Genomic DNA, 16,858 nt, shown 5'->3' with positions numbered 1-16,858 from the left:
GTGCGTCTTTTCTAGTGCGAAAGGCACTGAACGTGTCGGGGTAACGCGTACTCAGACAGTCCCGCGCAACTCCAGCGCCCGCTTGAACACCGCGTCGAACATCTCCGCGGTCAGCACGCCCGTATTCACGTTGTACCGCGAGCAATGGAAGCTATCGATCAGGATGCGACCATCGGGCATCACATGCTCCGCGCCGTGTGCGAACCGCGCCTTGGGCAACCGCCCACCCAGCATCTTCACCGCCGACTGATGCGCGATATGCCCCAGCGCCACGAAAACGCGCGCGCTTGGCACCGCATCCGCCTGCGTCTCGAGGAACGGCCGGCAGGTGCGGATTTCCTCCGGCGTCGGCTTGTTCTCGGGCGGCAGGCACTTCACCGCGTTGAGGATGATCGCGCCGTCCAGCGCCAGCCCGTCCTCGGCCTTCGCACCATACGTTCCGGTCGCAAGCCCGAACCGCCCAAGCGTCTCGTACAGGAACTGCCCCGCATAATCCCCAGTGAACGCGCGGCCGGTCCTGTTCGCGCCATGCTTCCCCGGTGCCAGGCCAATGATGCCGAGCCACGCCGCCGGATCGCCGAACGCAGGGACGGGCGCGTTCCACCAGGTTGGGAACTCGGTCCGCAACTGCTCGCGCACGCCGACGAGGCGAGGGCAGAGCGGGCAGTCATGCGGCGGCTCGGTCTCGGGCAGCGCGGAGACGGGCGCGAAGACCGTCGTGACGTCGACTTCGCCGGTCTCTTCGACGGTTTCGGGAAGCTCGGTGGTGTAAGGTGTGGAATCCATGGGATTGCGCTAGGCGGACCAAATGTCGCCTGCAACCCCGCTCCCGCCGATCGCACAGGCCGCAACCACCTATGCGATCGCGCTCGGCTCCAACCGACGTGGCCGTCACGGGAGCCCCGAGCGCGAGATCGCCGCCGCGCTCGACACGCTCGGCACTGTCGTCGCACGGTCGCCGACCGTTGCCAGCGCACCATTAGGCCCCTCGAACCGCCGCTACGCCAACGCCGCCGCGCTGATCGAGACGCGGGAGGACCCCGCCGCGCTGCTCGTCCGCCTCAAACGGATCGAGCGCGCGTTCGGCCGCCGCCCTGGCCGCCGCTGGGGCAGCCGCGTGCTCGACCTCGACATCATTCTCTGGTCGGGGGGCGCGTGGTCGTCACGCGGGCTCATCGTTCCCCACGCCGCGTTCCGCACGCGCAGCTTCGTCCTCGGCCCGCTCGCCAGCCTGATCCCGCAATGGCGTGATCCGCTGAGCGGCAGAACGATACGGCAATTGGCGCAATCGGTTGACCGAAAGCGGCCACGCGATTAGGTGCGCGGTCCACGATGGCGGGGGTCCGTAGCTCAGTTGGTAGAGCAAGCGACTTTTAATCGAGAGGTCCCGGGTTCGAGCCCCGGCGGACCCACCATCGATGCCTCGGGCGTTGCGCCGAGCAGGCGGCGGCACGTCCCGGCGATTCTCGCGGGCGCATCGGTCGCGGCCGTCGGCATCATCTTCATCCTGCTGGTCGGTCTCGCGGTCGATCATTGGCCGTTCGCCTTCGATCGCGCGATTATCCTCGGCCTGCGCGCCTGGCACGGGCCGTCCTGGCTGCCGAACGTCGCGATCGACGTCACCGCGCTCGGCGGCGGCATCGTGCTGACGATCGTGGTGGTCGTCGTCACGGGTCTGCTGATCGTTCAGCGGCTATGGCTGACCGCACTGGCGACGCTGGCCGCGAGCATTACCGGCGGGCTGATCGTCGATTTCGTCAAGGCGCAGGTCAACCGCCCGCGCCCCGACATCGTCGAGCACCTCGTCACCGTCTCGAACATGAGCTTCCCGAGCGGGCATTCGGCGAACAGCGCGATCGTGTATCTCACGCTCGCCGGGCTCGCGTCGCAGGTGACCGAACACCGCGCGACGCGGCGCTATCTGCTGATCGTCGCGATCCTGCTGGTCGGCGCGATCGGCTGCAGCCGCGTGTATCTCGGCGTCCACTGGCCGAGCGACGTGCTGGCCGGATGGAGCTTCGGCACGCTCTGGGCGCTCGCTTGGTGGCTGGCCACCGCCCGCGCCCGTCGCGCGATCGGCGGGGAACGCCACGCGTTCGGCACCCCGCCCGCCGATCCGCCCCCCGATCCGTCCGCGTCCTAGCGACCCTTCTCGGCCAGCGCGCGCTCCCATGCCAGCGCGTCGCGGACGATGCCGTCGAGATCGGCGTGGCGCGGCGTCCAGTCGAGCGTCTCGAGGATCGCGCGATTGTCGGAGATCAGCATTGCCGGATCGCCTGCGCGACGTCCTTCCAGGCGACGCTCGATCGTTCGGTTGGTAACCTTGTCGACCGCGTCGAGCACTTCGAGCACCGAGAAGCCCTTGCCATAGCCCGCGTTGAGCGTGTGGCTCTTGGCAGGGTCCGCGACCAGGACTTCCAGCGCGGCGACATGCGCGGCGGCGAGGTCGGTGACGTGGATGTAATCGCGCACACCGGTGCCGTCTGGCGTGGCGAAGTCGGTCCCGTAGACGCCGACATGACCGCGCTTGCCGGTCGCGGCCTCGACCGCGATCTTGATCAGGTGCGTCGCGCCGACCGTCGACTGGCCGCTGCGCCCCTGCGGATCGGCGCCGGCGACGTTGAAGTACCGGAGTGCCGCGTAGTTCATCGGGTGTGCCGCCGCGACGTCGCGCAGCATCGCCTCGGTCATCAGCTTCGACATGCCGTAGGGGTTGATCGGCACGGTCGGATCGCCCTCGGCCACAGGCACCTTCTCGGGCGTGCCATAGGTCGCTGCGGTCGACGAGAAGATGAAGTGGGGCACGCCTTCGACGACCGCGCTCTCGATCAACGCGCGGCTCGCGGCGGTGTTGTTACGGTAATATTTGAGCGGATCGCTGACCGATTCGGGGACGACGACCGAGCCCGCGAAATGCATGATCGCCTTGACGTCATGCTCGCGGATCGCCGCGCGGACCTTTGCATCGTCGGCGACGTTCGCCTCGACCAACGCGGCACGCGGATCGACCGCCCAGTCGAACCCGGTGACGAGATTGTCGAGCACGACGACCTCATATCCGGCATCGAGCAGCGCCAGAACGGCATGGCTGCCGATATACCCGGCGCCTCCGGTGACCATCACCTTGCCGTCGAGTTTCAGACCATCGATCATATGTGTCTCCTCTTTGTTGCGGGGTAGCGACTTCCTACATTGGGAGAAAGGAGATCGTTATGACGGATTATGTGACGCTGGCCGGCGGCTGCTTCTGGTGCACCGAGGCTGTGTTCAAGGACGTGATCGGCGTCGAGTCGGTCGAGAGCGGGTATATCGGCGGGCATGTCCCTGATCCGACGTACAAACAGGTGTGCGGCGGCGACACCGGCCATGCCGAGGCAATCCGCATCGGGTTCGATCCGGAGCAGCTTAAGCTCGGTGATCTGCTCGATATCTTTTTTGCGACGCACGATGCGACGACGCTGAACCGGCAGGGCAACGACGTCGGGACCCAGTACCGCTCGGCGATGTTCCCGGCGGACGATGCGCAGAAGGCCGAGATGGAGGCGGCGTTGGAGCGGGCTCAGGCGGACTCGCCGAAGCCTATCGTCACGACGATCGAGCCGATGGACACGTGGTACGAGGCCGAGGGCTATCACCAGGATTACTGGGAAACGTCGGGCCGCTCGAACCCGTATTGCATGGCGGTGATCCCGCCGAAGCTGCAGAAGCTGCGCAAGAGCTTTGCGGCGCGGTCGAAGGCGGCAGTGAACGCTTAAGACAGAATGGGTTCACGCGAAGGCGCGATGGCGCAAAGATGATGAAATCCGATATGCCGTTCCGGCCTATGGAAAGATTGAAAATCTCTTCGCGCCTTTGCGCCTTCGCGTGAATTACTCTTATTTAGCGGTGTGCAGCACGGCGAAGGCGGTCGTTGATCGCTTCGCCGATGCCGTCGAATGGGATCGACGCGATCGCGATCTTTGAGCGATCGTTTGCGTCCGCTGCATGGAGCAGGTCGAACAGTTTCGCGGCTGCTTCGAGCAAGTTGCCAGATGCTGAAAGCGACACGTCGCCAGCCATATCACCAAACCCGATTAGCCACTCGTCTGAACCTGCCTCGGTCGCATTCACCGGAGCGGCTTGCTCGGCGCATAATGGCTCTCTAGCTGCCCCGGCGCCGTCACCCCACTCCCAATCCCCCCCGGCGAAGGCCGGGGCCCAATTGGGAGACGGTCATGACGCAGGTCGTGCCCGGTTACATCCGACGTTCCAATTGGGCCCCGGCCTCCGCCGGGGGGGGGCTCGAAGTACTGCCGGATAGCCTCCGCAGTCACCGGCCCCGGCCGCAGCACCGTCCGCCCCGCCACGATCGTCGACTCCAACCCCGCCTCGGTAGCCCCATCGTCGAGGATCAACGGCACGTTCCCCCCCAGACTCCCCGCGACATGCGCGGCGCTAGTCGGACTGATCCCCCCGCTCGCATTGGCCGAAGGCGCTGCCAACGGCTTCCCCGATGCGGCGATCAACCCCTGCATAGCCCGATGTCGCGGCACCCGGATCGCGATCGTATCCAACCCCGCCGTCACCAGCGAAGCGATCCCCGAATCCCCCCTTACCGGCAACACCAGAGTCAAAGGCCCCGGCCAAAACGCCTCGGCCAGCGCCCGAGCCTCCGCATCGAACACCGCGATCCGCTCCGCCGCCGCCAGGTCCGCCACATGCACGATCAGCGGATTGAAACTCGGGCGGCCCTTGGCGACATAAATTCGCGCCACCGCCTCCGCATTGGTCGCGTCCGCCGCGAGCCCGTACACCGTCTCGGTCGGCACGGCGACGATGCACCCTGCGCGAATCAGTGCGGCGGCTTCGGCGATCGCGGCCGTGCCGTAGGGTAAAATCCGAGGGTGTGGACGGGTCATTCCACAGGCGTATAGCGGGTCCAAACCGTAGCGATAAGAGGATGCGATGGCCTTCACTCCAGCAACCACCGAACAGCGTTTCGTGCTCGATCATGTCGTGCGGATCGGCGAGATCGCCGCGACCGAACGCTATGCCGCCGCCAGCGACGACGTCGTCGACGCGGTCCTCGAAGGCGTGGGGCAATTGGCCTCGGGCGAATGGGCCCCGCTCAACCGCACCGGCGACACCGTCGGCGCAAAGTGGACCCCCGACGGCGTGGTCATGCCCGACGGCTTCGCGCAGGCGTACAGGGATTATGTCGAGGGCGGCTGGGGCGGAATCGGCGTCGAGGAAGAATGGGGCGGGCAGGGCCTGCCGTTCGCGATCCAGACCGCGGTGCTCGACACATTGGGCTCGGCCAACATGGGCTTCGCGCTCTGCCCGACGCTGACCGTCGGCGCGATCGAGGCGCTCCAGCATCACGGCAGCCCCGAGCAGCAGGCGCTGTATTTGCCGCATCTCGCGACCGGAGAATGGACCGGTACGATGAACCTGACCGAGCCGCAGGCCGGCTCCGACGTCGGCGCATTGCGCGCGACCGCCACGCCGCTGGGCGACGGCAAATGGAGCATCAAGGGCACCAAGATCTACATCTCGTTCGGCGATCACGACATGGCGCCGAACATCGTCCACCTCGTCCTCGCTCGGACCCCCGGCGCCCCCGCTGGTACGAAGGGCATCTCGCTGTTCCTCGTCCCCAAATTCCGCCTTCAGGAAGATGGCACGCCGGGCGACTTCAACGACGTCCGCGTCGTTTCGATCGAGCACAAGATGGGCCTCCACGCCTCGCCCACCTGCGTGCTGAGCTTCGGCGACAACGACGACTGCATCGGCGAACTGATCGGCGCGGAGCTCGGCGGCATCCGCGCGATGTTCACGATGATGAACAACGCGCGGTTGAACGTCGGCCTCCAGGGCGTCCAGGTCGCCGAGGGCGCGACGCAGGGCGCCGTCGCCTACGCGCTCGACCGCGTCCAGTCGGCGCGCGCCGGCTCGCCGAACAAGGAGTCGGTCAAGATCGTCGAGCATCCCGACGTCCGCCGCATGCTGATGCGGATGAAGGCGCAGACGCAGGCGGCGCGCGCGCTCGTCTATTACGCGGCAGGGCAGGTCGATCGTGCCAATCTCGGCGACCACGCCGCGCGCAACCGCCTCGAACTCGTCACACCGCTCGCCAAGGCGCACGGCACCGATCTCGGCAACGAGGTCGCGTCGCTCGGCATCCAGGTCCACGGCGGCATGGGCTATGTCGAGGAGACCGGCGCCGCGCAGTATTTCCGCGATGCCCGCATCACGCCGATCTACGAGGGCACCAACGGCATCCAGGCGGCGGATCTGGTCGGGCGGAAACTCGGCCTCGACAATGGCGGCGCGTTCGCCACGCTGATCGCCGACATCCGTGCGGAAGCGAAGAACGAGCGACTTTTGGCGTTGGTCGACGCCTGCGAAGCGATCGGGCGCAAACTCGCCACCGCGGACGCCGACGACAAGCTGGCGGCAAGCTACCCGTTCCTCACCATGCTGTCGGTCGCGACCTGCGGCTGGCTGATGGAGCGGCAGGGCGGGGTGGCCGGCAGCGACGATTTCGGCCGGATGAAGACGGCAGCCGTGCGCTTCTACCTCGATCAGATCGTCCCGGAGGCGATGGGCCTCAACGCGGCCGCCAATGCGAGCGCAGCCGTCTTGTACTCGATCGAGCCGGAACTCTTCGCGGCATAAGCGAGGCCGTGAAGAGCGTCCGTCGTCCGAGCAAAGGCTGACGGACGGTCCTGCCGTCCGCACACGCGCGCACACCCCGGCGACGGCATCCACCCCGGCGGAGGCCGGGGCCCAATTGGGGGACGGTCGTGATCTGCGCGGTGCCCAGTTACATCCGACGTTCCAATTGGGCCCCGGCCTCCGCCGGGGTGGTAACGTGTGGGAAAGCGATATCTGTTATCACGGAGTGGGGCGGGCGGGCGGGCGGTATCTGTAACGCTATCCTCGATCCTCCCCCGCCTGGGGGGCGTGAGGGCCGCCTCCGGTCGCGATAGCCCCAAACCACGCCGTCATGCCGGGCTCGTTCCGGCATCCACCGTTCCGCAGATCAGAGCGCATTGAGAATGCGGAACGGTGGTCCCCGGAACAAGCCCGGGGTGACGGAGCAAGCAGGGATGGTGCCCCTTTTCCCGTTCGCCCTGAGCGTAGTCGAAGGGCATGCCCAACGCGCAGGTGCTTCGACTGCGCTCAGCACGAACGGGGGAGGGGGCGCCCACTCTAGCGGCCCACCACTCGACGCCCCCGCCCAACGGACGGTATGGGGAAACACAAAATCTCTGAAAGCCCGACCGATGTTCGACCTCGACGCCTATCTCCTCCGTGTCGCGATGCCCGCGCGGCCCACGCTCGACTCGATCGGCCTCGGTCGCCTGCAACACGCGCACCGGCTCTCCATCCCGTTCGAGGATCTCGACGTCGTCCTCGGCCGCGGCATCGCGATCGACAGCACATCGGTGTTCGCCAAGCTCGTCACCGCACGCCGCGGCGGTTATTGCTTCGAGCACAACCGCCTGTTCCTCGACGCGCTGGCCGAGCTCGGCTTCACCGCCCGCCCGCTGCTCGCGCGCGTCTGGTACGCCGCGACCGACCTGCCGCCACCGCAGACGCACACCTTCGCGCTGGTGACGATCGACGGCCAGGACTGGATCGCCGACACCGGTTTCGGCGGCAGCTACACGCCCGTCCTCCCACTCGCCGATGGCGCCGAAGCGACCGCCCCTGACGGCGCGCGCTTCCGGCTGGAAGCGACCGAGCAAGGCTGGATGCTCCTCCGTAACGGCGACCCGATGACAACGGACGGCCGCGGATCGGGCGAGGGATTCCAGCCGCAATACAGCTTCACGCTCGCGCAAGTGTTCGACGCGGACCTCGCGCTGTCGAACCACTGGACCTCGACGGCCCCCGCCAGCCGCTTCACCCACACCCCGATCGCCAGTATCGTCCTGCCGAACGGCTTCGCGTCGCTGATCGGCCGCAACTACCGCCGGCGTTCTGGCACCGATACGACGGTCGGCGAGATCACCGACCCGCGCGTGTACCGTATCCGCATGAGCCTGTTGTTCGGGATAGACCTGAGCGTCGAGGATGTCGCCGCGCTCGGCTTGTTCTGAAGTTCAACCCCACTTCCGTTCGTGCTGAGTAGCGTCCGAGTAGCTGCGTAAGCAGCGTATCGAGGGCGCGTATCGAAGCATGGGTTCCGCGCGCCAACCTGTCCTTCGATACGTCCTCTCGATACGCGGCTTCGCCACTACTCGATGACTACTCAGGACGAACGGGAGGGGGGCAGGACGTAGGAGGAGTTGGGAAAGCAGGACGAACGGCCGCTTAAGCCCGCTCACGCTCCAGCAGATCATGCGCATCCAACCCCAGCAGATCGATATGCCCCAAGATCCGCGGCCACTGCGTCGTCACGAAATTCTCGCGCTCAGCCACCCGGAGTGCCTCCGCCGCACCCGGCATCACGAACATCCCGACGCCACGCCGGACCTCGACATAGCCATCGTCCTGGAAGCTCTGATACGCCTTGGCGACCGTCAGCGGGTTCGCACCCTGCTCGGCGGCAAACGCGCGCACCGACGGCAACTGGTCGCCCGCACGATAGTCACCTCGCAAAATCCCCGCGGCGATCGTGCTGCGGAGGCGGATATATACGGGGCTGTCGTCGCTGCTGAGCGCTGTCATGCTGTTCTAATACAGCAATTAGCTCCAAAGTCGAGCCTTACGAGCCCCAATGGCTTACGAGCCGTGCCATATCGGGGCGAGGCCGTTCGTCGAGCGCGCGCGACGGCGTGCCGATGAACATGAACCCGGCGATCCGCTCCGCCGCCGAGCCAAATGCATCGCGCACCACGTTCGAATAGGCCGGCCACCCGGTCAGCCAGCCGCCCGCAAACCCCTCCGCATGCACTGCGTGAAGCAGGTTCATGCACGCAGCCCCCGCCGAAAGCTCCTGCTCCCACACCGGAATCTTGCTCTCCTTCGGCGACGACAGCACGACCACCAGGGTCGGCGCCTGGTGCGCGAACTGGTCGAGCGACTCGAGTTCGGTCCGCGACGCCGAAGGCCGCTCCGCCAGATACGCATCCGTGATCAACGTCGACAGAGCGGCGCGGTGCTCGTCGCCGACCACCACGAACCGCCACGGCGCAAGCTTGCCGTGATCGGGCGTCCGCGCCGCGATCTCGAGGATCGTCGCCAGCTGGTAGGAATCGGGGCCGGGCGCGATCAGATCGCGCGGCTTGCCCGAGCGGCGGGTGGCGAGCAGCGAGAGCGGCGTGGAGCGATCGTTGAGCATAGCCTCGCAGATAGGCCCTGATGTGTGATATTTACAGTCCGGGCTTTGTCGTTAAGTTGCGCGCGATCGAGCGCCCGTCAGCGGCGCACACACGGAGCATCACCACCACATGGCCAGCGCAATCCGAACCGGCGGCGTTCCTGCCGATGCGAAGACGTTTTTCGGGCACCCGCGCGGACTGTTCATGCTGTTCTTCGTCGAGATGTGGGAGCGGTTCTCGTTCTACGGCATGCGCGCGATCCTGGTGCTGTATCTCACCAAGCATTTCCTGTTCGGCGATGAGCCGTCCTACGCGATCTACGGCGCGTATACCTCGATGGTGTATATCACGCCGATCATCGGCGGCTATCTGTCCGACCGCTTCCTGGGGCCGCGCAAAGCGGTGCTCGCGGGCGGCATCTTCATCACGCTCGGCCATCTGCTGCTGGCGATCGTCGAGGCGCCGCAGGGCGTGCACGGCGCGGCACTCAACGGCTTCTATCTCGGTCTCGCCTTCATCATCGTCGGCACCGGCTTCCTGAAGGCGAACATCTCGGTGCTCGTCGGCAAGCTCTACGCACGCGAGGACATGCGGCGCGATGGGGCGTTCTCGATCTTCTACATGGGGATCAACACCGGCGCGTTCGTCGGCCCGATCGCGGTCGGCATCCTCGGCGAGACGGTCGGCTGGTCGTACGGTTTCGGCGCCGCAGGCATCGGCATGGCGCTCGGGCTGATCATGTTCATCCTGTTCCAGCGCGAGCTGCACGGTGTCGGCGAAGCGCCCGACGCCGCCGTGCTCGCGTCGAAGCCGGTCGCCGGGCTGTCGATCGAATGGCTGATCTATCTCGGCGGGATCGTCGGCGTCGCCGTCTCGTGGTGGCTGGTGCGCAGCCAGGGCGTGGTCGGTACCGCGCTGATCGTCGCGTCGCTCGTCACCGTCGGCTACATCCTGTGGACCGCGGTCGCGAAGCTGCCGCGCGTCGACCGCGACCGGATCTTCGCCGCGCTGTTCCTGATCGCGCTGGCGCCGCTGTTCTGGGCGCTGTTCGAGCAGACCGGGTCGTCGCTCAACGTCTACACCGACCAGTCGGTCGACCGCGTCGTGTTCGGCTGGGCTATCCCCGCGTCGGTGTTCCAGTCGGTCAATCCGTTCTTCATCATCACGCTGGCGCCGGTGTTCGCGGCACTCTGGACCAGGCTCGGCAAGGCCGGGCGCGAGCCGAGCGCACTGTTCAAGTTCGGCATCGGCCTGATCCTGGTTGGCGCAGGCTTCTTCGCGCTGACGCTCGGCGCGCCGGCACAGGGCCTGACCCCGGCGATTTTCGTCGTGCTGCTCTACATGCTGCACTCGATGGCCGAGCTCTGCTTCTCGCCGATCGGCCTGTCGTCGATGACGCGGCTGTCGGTGCCGAGCATGACCGGGCTGATGATGGGCACGTGGTTCCTCGCGACCGCGGGCGGCAATTTCCTCGCCGGGCTGATCGCGCAGGCGACCGGCGGCGAGGGGGCTGGCGTCGGGCGGGTGCTCGAAGTGTACGGTCGGATCGGCTGGTTCGCGATCGGCGTCGGCGTGGTCGTGCTGGTGCTCGCGCCGTTCGTGACCAAGCTGATGCATCTCGACCAGATGGGTGCGGTGGATCACGCGATGGCGGGGCAGAACACGCTGGCCGAGCCGGACGCGGCTGGGCTCGACACGCGCGGCGAACAGATACCACGAGGCTGACGCAGAAATCCCCCTCCCGCTTGCGGGAGGGGTTAGGGGAGGGCGCGACGTACGTACTGGCGTCCGGTGTATGAGGCACGCCCCTCCCCCGACCCCTCCCGCAGGCGGGAAGGGAGACGTTAGATCCGCGTCATCGACAACGCCTTTTCGCCATAGCGCGGTCCAGCCGTTCCACCCCGCGGCGCGGCCGCATCGAGCTTCGCCAGATCGTCCGCCGACAACGCAACGTCCGCCGCCTTCATGCTGTCCTCCAGCGTAACCCGGCGCTTCGATCCCGGGATCGGCACGATGTCGTCGCCCTGCGCCAGCAACCACGCAAGCGCCACCTGCGCCGGCGAAGCGCCATGCGCATCGGCAATCGACTTCACCACCGCGACCATCTCCATGTTCTTGGCGAAATTCTCTTCCGAATAGCGCGGGTCATTCCGCCGGTAATCGCCCTCGGGCAGATCCGACCGCGCGGTGATCTGCCCCGTCAGGAAGCCCCGCCCCAACGGCGAATACGGCACGAACCCGATCCCCAGCTCGCGGCACAACGGCAGGATCGCGTCCTCGACATCGCGCTCCCACAGCGAATACTCACTCTGCAAAGCCGCGATCGGATGCGTCGCCGCCGCCCGCCGGATTGTGTCGAGCCCAGCCTCCGACAGCCCGAGATGCCGCACCTTGCCCTCGCGAACGAGGTCCGCCATCGCGCCGACGGTATCTTCGATCGGCACGCCCGGATCGACACGATGCTGGTACAGCAGGTCGATCGTCTCGACCCCCATCCGCTTCAGCGATCCCTCGCACGCCCGCCGTACATTGGCCGGTGTGGAATCGACCCCCGTCATCCCGTTCTCGTCATAGCGGAAGCCGAACTTGGTCGCGATCACGACGCCGTCGCGCTTGCCCCGGATCGCCTTGCCGACCAGCTCCTCGTTGACCAGCGGGCCATAGATCTCGGCGGTGTCGAACAGCGTCACGCCGAGCTCGATCGCACGGTGGATCGTGGCGATGCTCTCGTCGGCGTTCGCCTCGCCGTACATGCCCTTGCCGATGCCGGCCATCGGCATGCAACCGAGACCCAGCGCGGAAACCTCGAAATCAGGGCCGAGCGTGCGATACTTCATGCGGAATCTCCTGAGCGCCGTTCCCGTGATCGGACCGCGCTGCGACGGAGATGGTAACGGCGGTGTCCATCGTCACGTTCCCGACGGTCCGAAACAGGTCGGGTATGGTCTCCACCGCGATGAGCAGACCCAGCACCTCGAGCGGGATGCCCATCGCCAGCGCAACGGGCGCGACCGACGCGACGAAGCTGATCGTGCCGGGCAACGAGATCGACCCCATCGTCGTGATCGCCGCGGTCGCCACGCCCGCCGCCATCTGCCCCGGCCCGATCGGCAGCCCCAGCCAGTGCGCGACGTACAGCGCGACCGCGAGGTTCATCGCCGGGCTGGTCGCGCGGAACACCGCGACCGACAGCGGCAGGACGATCCCGGCGGTGGCGGGCGACGCACCGAGATCGGTCGAGGCCTTCAACATCGCCGGCAGCGAGGCGAGCGACGATTGCGTGCTGATCGCCACCGCCTGCGCCGGCGCGACCGCACGCGCGAACCGGCCGAAGCCGACCCGCCCGCCGATCATCCCGATCGGATAGGCGGACAGCAGGACGATGAACCCGATCGCCGAGACGCAGACGATATAGTGCAGAAGCGCGCCGAACGCCGCCGTCCCGGTCCGTGCGCCGACCCCATAGGCGAGCGCGAAGATGCCGATCGGCGCCAGCTTCAGCACCCACTTGATGATGATCAACAGCGCGTCGACCACCGCCTGGAAGAACCCGGTCAGCACGCGGCGGCGATCGTCGGGCAGTTTCGTCACGGCAAACGCGAAGGTCAGCGCGAAGACGGTGAGCGGCAGGAACGAATCGCTGGAGGCGGCCGCGACGATGTTGGTCGGTACGATCGTGTCGAAGAACGCGCCGATCCCCGGCACCGGCCCGACCGGCGCGGCGCCGGTCAATGCGGCACGCAGTGCAGTGGCGAGCCCGGCAGGCAGCGGGAACGCGTCGAGAATCAGCGGCGTGACCAGCGCGGACATGATCGTCGTGCTCCACAGGATGACGACGATCATCACCATTGCGCGCACCGTGATCCGCCCGGCGCGCGCCGCCTCGGTGGTCGCGCCGATCCCGGTCACGAGCAGCCCGACGACCAGCGGCACGATCACCATCTGCAACCCGTGCAGCCATGCCGAGCCGATCGGCTGGGCCACCGCCGTCGCTGCGATCGCATTCGCCGGCGACCAGGCCGCCGCGGCGATGCCGATCGCGATGCCGCCGATCAGGGCGGCAAGTATCCGTGTAGTCTGCGACATGCTCGCCCTTCGTGATGTACCGCGCTATCAAACGGATCGGACACCGATACGGGACGGAAAGCGGACGCGATGGCAAGAAAATACTTCGGCACCGATGGCATTCGTGGCGCCACCAACGTCTCGCCGATGACCGCGCAGATGGCGATGAAGGTCGGCATGGCGGCCGGCGCGTATTTCCAGCGCGGCGATCACCGCCACCGCGTCGTCATCGGCAAGGACACGCGGCTGTCGGGCTACATGCTCGAATCGGCGTTGGTCGCGGGCTTCACCAGCGTCGGCATGGACGTCGTCATGGTCGGGCCGATGCCAACGCCCGCCGTCGCGATGCTGACCCAGTCGATGCGCGCGGACATCGGCGTGATGATCTCCGCCAGCCACAACCCGTACGCGGATAACGGCATCAAGCTGTTCGGCCCCGATGGCTACAAGCTGTCGGACGAGGCCGAGGCGGCGATCGAGGCACTGATCGACGGCGACATCCCGCTCGTCCCCTCCGACCAGATCGGCCGCGCGCGCCGGATCGAGGATGCGCAGGGCCGCTACATCCATTTCGCCAAGTCGACCTTCCCCGAAAATCTCCGCCTCGACGGCATGCGTGTGGTGCTCGATTGCGCGAACGGCGCCGCCTACAGGGTCGCACCGTCGGCCTTGTGGGAACTCGGCGCGGACGTGGTCGCGATCGGAGTCTCGCCCAACGGCACCAATATCAACGACGGCGTCGGCTCGACTGCCCCGCAGGCGCTCGCCGAGACGGTGGTCGCCAGCGGCGCGGACATCGGCATCGCGCTCGACGGCGACGCGGACCGCCTGATCGTCGTCGACGAGACCGGCACGATCGTCGACGGTGACCAGCTGATGGCGACGATCGCCGCCAGCTGGGCGCGCCAGGGGCGGCTCGCGGGCGGGGGGCTGGTCGCGACGGTGATGTCCAACCTCGGCCTCGAACGCCATCTCGCCGCGCAAGGGCTGGGCCTCGTCCGCACCGCGGTCGGCGACCGCCACGTGCTCGAGAAGATGCGCTCAAGCGGCTATAATGTCGGCGGCGAACAGTCGGGCCACATCATCCTGTCCGATTACGCGACGACCGGCGACGGCCTCGTCGCGGCGTTGCAGATCCTCGCCGAGGTCAAGCGCTCGGGCGCCCCCGCCAGCGAAGTGCTCCACCGCTTCGAGCCCCTGCCGCAGCTGCTCAAGAACGTCCGCTTCGCCGGCGGCAAGCCGCTCGACCACGACGCGGTGAAGGCAGTAATTGCCGAGGCGGAGGCCGAACTCGCCGGGAAGGGACGGCTCGTCATCCGCCCGTCCGGCACCGAACCGGTGATCCGCGTGATGGCGGAGGGCGACGATCTCGCCCAGGTCGAACAGGTCGTCGACCGGATCTGCGACGCCGTCCGGAAGGCCGCCGCCTGATGCTGGAGATGCGTCCCGCCTGCGAACGCTGCACCGCCGACTTGCCCGCCGATGCACCCGGCGCGTTCATCTGCTCGTTCGAATGCACCTTCTGCGCGGAGTGCGCCGACGCACTCGACGAGCGGTGTCCCAACTGCGGTGGCGAATTGTTGGATCGCCCGACAAGGCTGGGCGAGGCACCGCCGCAAAAGCCGGCAGCGGGCAGGCGGCACTAGGCGCGGTTCGAGTAAACGCCACCTCGCTCCTTACCGCCACCCCGGCGAAGGCCGGGGCCCAGTTGGAAAGGTCGGAGTAACGGAACGCAGTCCGCGGTTAGCAACGTCCCCCAACTGGGCCCCGGCCTACGCCGGGGTGGTGAGAGGAGAGCATACCCGCTGTCCTACATCCTACCGGTTATGACATAGCCAACCATATGACCGCCAACCTCGCCAAACCCCGCTCCGTAGCCCCAAACAGCCCCGCAACGAAACCGTGCGAGCGTCTACACTTCCTATACTTCACTTTTTCCGACGACCTCCGATGATCGCCAGAATCCTAATAATAGCCGGCTCGGATTCCGGCGGCGGCGCCGGAATCCAGGCCGATATCAAGACCGTCACCATGCTGGGCGGTCACGCGATGACCGCCGTCACCGCGATCACCGCACAGAACACGGTAGGCGTTCAGGCAGTCCATCAGATCCCGACCGACATAGTCCTCGCGCAGATCGAATCCGTCGTCTCGGACATCGGCGTAGACGCAATCAAGATCGGCATGATCGGTTCGGCAGAAACTGCCAACGCGGTCGCGGATCTTCTCACTAGCTTGTTCTCCCGCGAAGGCGGGAGCCCAGACTGGACTCCCGCCTTCGCGGGAGAACAAGGGGGGGCGGGCTGTCCGCAAAGTTCAAGCATCCCCATCGTTTTCGACCCCGTGATGATCGCAACCGCCGGCTCCGTCCTCGCAGACAGCAACACCATCGCCGCCTTCACCCGCCTCATGCGGATCGCCACGCTCGTAACCCCCAACCTCCCCGAACTCGCAGCCCTCGGCGGCGAGACCGCAATCCGCGCACTCGGCCCCGCCGTCCTCGTAAAAGGCGGTCACGCCGAAGGCCCAGACATCACCGACCGCCTCGTCACCGACACCGGCGAAACCCGCTGGACCAACCCCCGCATCGAAACCCGCCACGCCCACGGCACCGGCTGCACGCTCGCCAGCGGCATCGCCACCAGCCTCGCCCAAGGCCTGCCGCTCGCCGCCGCCATCGAGCGCGCCATCGCGTTCGTCCGCGCCGCACTTGCCAGCGCACCAGGGCTAGGCGCAGGGCACGGCCCGATTGGGCACGCCCTCGGCACCAGCCCGTTCGACCAGTGGAAAGACCGCCAATGCCCGGCATGAAACACGAAAAGCTCTGCATCGGCCCCGTCGCGGGTGTCGACGAAGCCGGCCGCGGCCCGCTCGCGGGGCCAGTCGTAGCCGCCGCCGTGATTCTTCCGCCAAAAGGTGTCCCCCGCGGCATCGACGATTCAAAGAAGCTCTCCGCCTCGGAGCGCGAACGGCTCTGCGCACGTCTCAAAGGCTGTGCGATCGTCGGCATCGGCATCGTTCAGCCGGACGAGATCGACACGCTCAACATCTACTGGGCGACGATGAAGGCGATGACCCTCGCCGTCGACGCGCTGGCGGTTCAACTCGGCCAGGCCCCCGGCCACGTCCTCGTCGACGGCAACCGCTTGCCCCGCTGGACCTACCCCGCCACGCCGCTCGTCGGCGGCGACGCGAAGTCGCTGTCGATCGCCGCCGCCTCGATCGTCGCCAAGCACACGCGCGATCTCATCATGATCGCCGCCGCCGACGTGCATCCCGAATATAACTGGCATTCGAACAAGGGTTACGGCTGCGCGCACCACATGAAGGCGCTCCGCGAACACGGCCCCACGCCGATTCACCGCCGCAGTTTCGCCCCCGTCGCCGCCGCCTATCTGGCGCGCGAGGGACTTTTCGCACAGGAAACGACGAGCTGAGTCTTTCGCGCCACACCCCAAGGGCTTGAGCCGCGAGTCTCCCACGACTCAACATCTGGGCAACCGCGACTCGATTGGTCGCAGCCGCGGATTCTCGCGAAAACG

Annotated in this window: 17 protein-coding genes, 1 tRNA gene and 1 pseudogene; 11 read left to right on the top strand and 8 right to left on the bottom strand. The window is 67.0% G+C overall.

Annotated elements, in window-relative coordinates; all coding sequences use genetic code 11:
* Window positions 1-51: 51 nt before the first annotated feature.
* Window positions 52-786 (bottom strand): uracil-DNA glycosylase, encoded by a 735-nt coding sequence (locus tag IFR23_RS16180; protein ID WP_192976774.1) that lies wholly within the window; start codon window positions 784-786, stop codon window positions 52-54.
* A 22-nt stretch (window positions 787-808) separates the two neighbouring features.
* Between IFR23_RS16180 and folK the strand changes: the two genes are divergently transcribed.
* Together folK and IFR23_RS16170 are read left to right on the top strand one after the other, a co-directional pair.
* Window positions 809-1,318, top strand: a complete 510-nt coding sequence (folK, locus tag IFR23_RS16175; protein ID WP_192976773.1) for a 2-amino-4-hydroxy-6-hydroxymethyldihydropteridine diphosphokinase — start codon at window positions 809-811, stop codon at window positions 1,316-1,318.
* A 21-nt stretch (window positions 1,319-1,339) separates the two neighbouring features.
* Window positions 1,340-1,415, top strand: a tRNA-Lys gene (locus IFR23_RS16170).
* Between the two features lie 115 nt (window positions 1,416-1,530).
* On the opposite strand, the gene IFR23_RS16165 is transcribed toward IFR23_RS16170, so the two are convergent.
* Entirely contained in the window at window positions 1,531-1,671 is a 141-nt protein-coding gene (locus IFR23_RS16165; RefSeq protein WP_192976772.1) for a hypothetical protein, read from the bottom strand.
* Here IFR23_RS16165 and IFR23_RS16160 point away from each other — a divergent pair.
* Complete coding sequence (locus tag IFR23_RS16160) at window positions 1,643-2,143, top strand: phosphatase PAP2 family protein (protein ID WP_192976771.1); 501 nt, start codon at window positions 1,643-1,645, stop codon at window positions 2,141-2,143. The genes IFR23_RS16165 and IFR23_RS16160 overlap by 29 nt on opposite strands.
* Here IFR23_RS16160 and galE read toward each other — a convergent pair.
* Complete coding sequence (gene galE, locus IFR23_RS16155; protein ID WP_244655732.1) at window positions 2,140-3,153, bottom strand: UDP-glucose 4-epimerase GalE; 1,014 nt, start codon at window positions 3,151-3,153, stop codon at window positions 2,140-2,142. The genes IFR23_RS16160 and galE overlap by 4 nt on opposite strands.
* Window positions 3,154-3,212: 59 nt before the next feature.
* On the opposite strand from galE, the gene msrA reads away from it, so the two are divergent.
* Window positions 3,213-3,755: a peptide-methionine (S)-S-oxide reductase MsrA gene (gene msrA / locus IFR23_RS16150; protein ID WP_192976770.1), complete on the top strand. Its 543-nt coding sequence runs from the start codon at window positions 3,213-3,215 to the stop codon at window positions 3,753-3,755.
* A 124-nt stretch (window positions 3,756-3,879) separates the two neighbouring features.
* Here the strand turns inward: msrA and IFR23_RS16145 are convergent.
* A pseudogene (locus tag IFR23_RS16145) lies at window positions 3,880-4,898 on the bottom strand (L-threonylcarbamoyladenylate synthase).
* A 46-nt stretch (window positions 4,899-4,944) separates the two neighbouring features.
* Here IFR23_RS16145 and IFR23_RS16140 point away from each other — a divergent pair.
* Together IFR23_RS16140 and IFR23_RS16135 are read left to right on the top strand one after the other, a co-directional pair.
* Entirely contained in the window at window positions 4,945-6,657 is a 1,713-nt protein-coding gene (locus IFR23_RS16140; RefSeq protein WP_192976769.1) for an acyl-CoA dehydrogenase, read from the top strand.
* Window positions 6,658-7,268: 611 nt separating this feature from the next.
* The gene (locus IFR23_RS16135) at window positions 7,269-8,087 is read left to right on the top strand and encodes an arylamine N-acetyltransferase family protein (RefSeq protein ID WP_192976768.1); all 819 of its coding nucleotides are present in this window, start codon (window positions 7,269-7,271) and stop codon (window positions 8,085-8,087) included.
* Between the two features lie 214 nt (window positions 8,088-8,301).
* Here the strand turns inward: IFR23_RS16135 and IFR23_RS16130 are convergent, their stop codons facing one another.
* A complete protein-coding gene (locus tag IFR23_RS16130) occupies window positions 8,302-8,658 on the bottom strand; it encodes a GntR family transcriptional regulator (protein ID WP_056053547.1) in 357 nt (118 codons plus the stop codon).
* 37 nt (window positions 8,659-8,695) lie between these two features.
* A complete protein-coding gene (locus tag IFR23_RS16125) occupies window positions 8,696-9,271 on the bottom strand; it encodes a nitroreductase family protein (RefSeq protein WP_192976767.1) in 576 nt (191 codons plus the stop codon).
* A 109-nt stretch (window positions 9,272-9,380) separates the two neighbouring features.
* Between IFR23_RS16125 and IFR23_RS16120 the strand changes: the two genes are divergently transcribed.
* Window positions 9,381-10,976: a peptide MFS transporter gene (locus IFR23_RS16120; RefSeq protein WP_192976766.1), complete on the top strand. Its 1,596-nt coding sequence runs from the start codon at window positions 9,381-9,383 to the stop codon at window positions 10,974-10,976.
* Between the two features lie 119 nt (window positions 10,977-11,095).
* On the opposite strand, the gene IFR23_RS16115 is transcribed toward IFR23_RS16120, so the two are convergent.
* Complete coding sequence (locus IFR23_RS16115) at window positions 11,096-12,088, bottom strand: aldo/keto reductase (protein WP_192976765.1); 993 nt, start codon at window positions 12,086-12,088, stop codon at window positions 11,096-11,098.
* Complete coding sequence (locus IFR23_RS16110) at window positions 12,063-13,337, bottom strand: dicarboxylate/amino acid:cation symporter (protein ID WP_192976764.1); 1,275 nt, start codon at window positions 13,335-13,337, stop codon at window positions 12,063-12,065. Before IFR23_RS16110 ends, IFR23_RS16115 begins: the two co-directional genes overlap by 26 nt.
* 69 nt (window positions 13,338-13,406) lie before the next feature.
* Here IFR23_RS16110 and glmM point away from each other — a divergent pair, with 69 nt between their 5' ends.
* The 4 genes from glmM to IFR23_RS16090 all read left to right on the top strand — a co-directional run bounded on the left by glmM (window position 13,407) and on the right by IFR23_RS16090 (window position 16,753).
* The gene (gene glmM / locus IFR23_RS16105; RefSeq protein ID WP_192976763.1) at window positions 13,407-14,747 is read left to right on the top strand and encodes a phosphoglucosamine mutase; all 1,341 of its coding nucleotides are present in this window, start codon (window positions 13,407-13,409) and stop codon (window positions 14,745-14,747) included.
* A complete protein-coding gene (locus tag IFR23_RS16100; RefSeq protein ID WP_192976762.1) occupies window positions 14,747-14,962 on the top strand; it encodes a DUF1272 domain-containing protein in 216 nt (71 codons plus the stop codon). Before glmM ends, IFR23_RS16100 begins: the two co-directional genes overlap by 1 nt.
* A gap of 304 nt (window positions 14,963-15,266) precedes the next feature.
* Complete coding sequence (thiD, locus tag IFR23_RS16095; RefSeq protein ID WP_192976761.1) at window positions 15,267-16,127, top strand: bifunctional hydroxymethylpyrimidine kinase/phosphomethylpyrimidine kinase; 861 nt, start codon at window positions 15,267-15,269, stop codon at window positions 16,125-16,127.
* Window positions 16,115-16,753: a ribonuclease HII gene (locus IFR23_RS16090; RefSeq protein WP_192976760.1), complete on the top strand. Its 639-nt coding sequence runs from the start codon at window positions 16,115-16,117 to the stop codon at window positions 16,751-16,753. The genes thiD and IFR23_RS16090 overlap by 13 nt, the downstream gene beginning before the upstream one ends.
* The last annotated feature ends 105 nt before the right edge of the window (window positions 16,754-16,858 follow it).

The organism is Sphingomonas sp. CFBP 13603 (assembly GCF_014892665.1).
In the GTDB taxonomy this organism is placed as follows: Bacteria; Pseudomonadota; Alphaproteobacteria; order Sphingomonadales; family Sphingomonadaceae; genus Sphingomonas.
The sequence above is the reverse complement of the archived record's forward strand: the minus strand, read 5'-3'. Positions and strand labels throughout refer to the sequence as shown.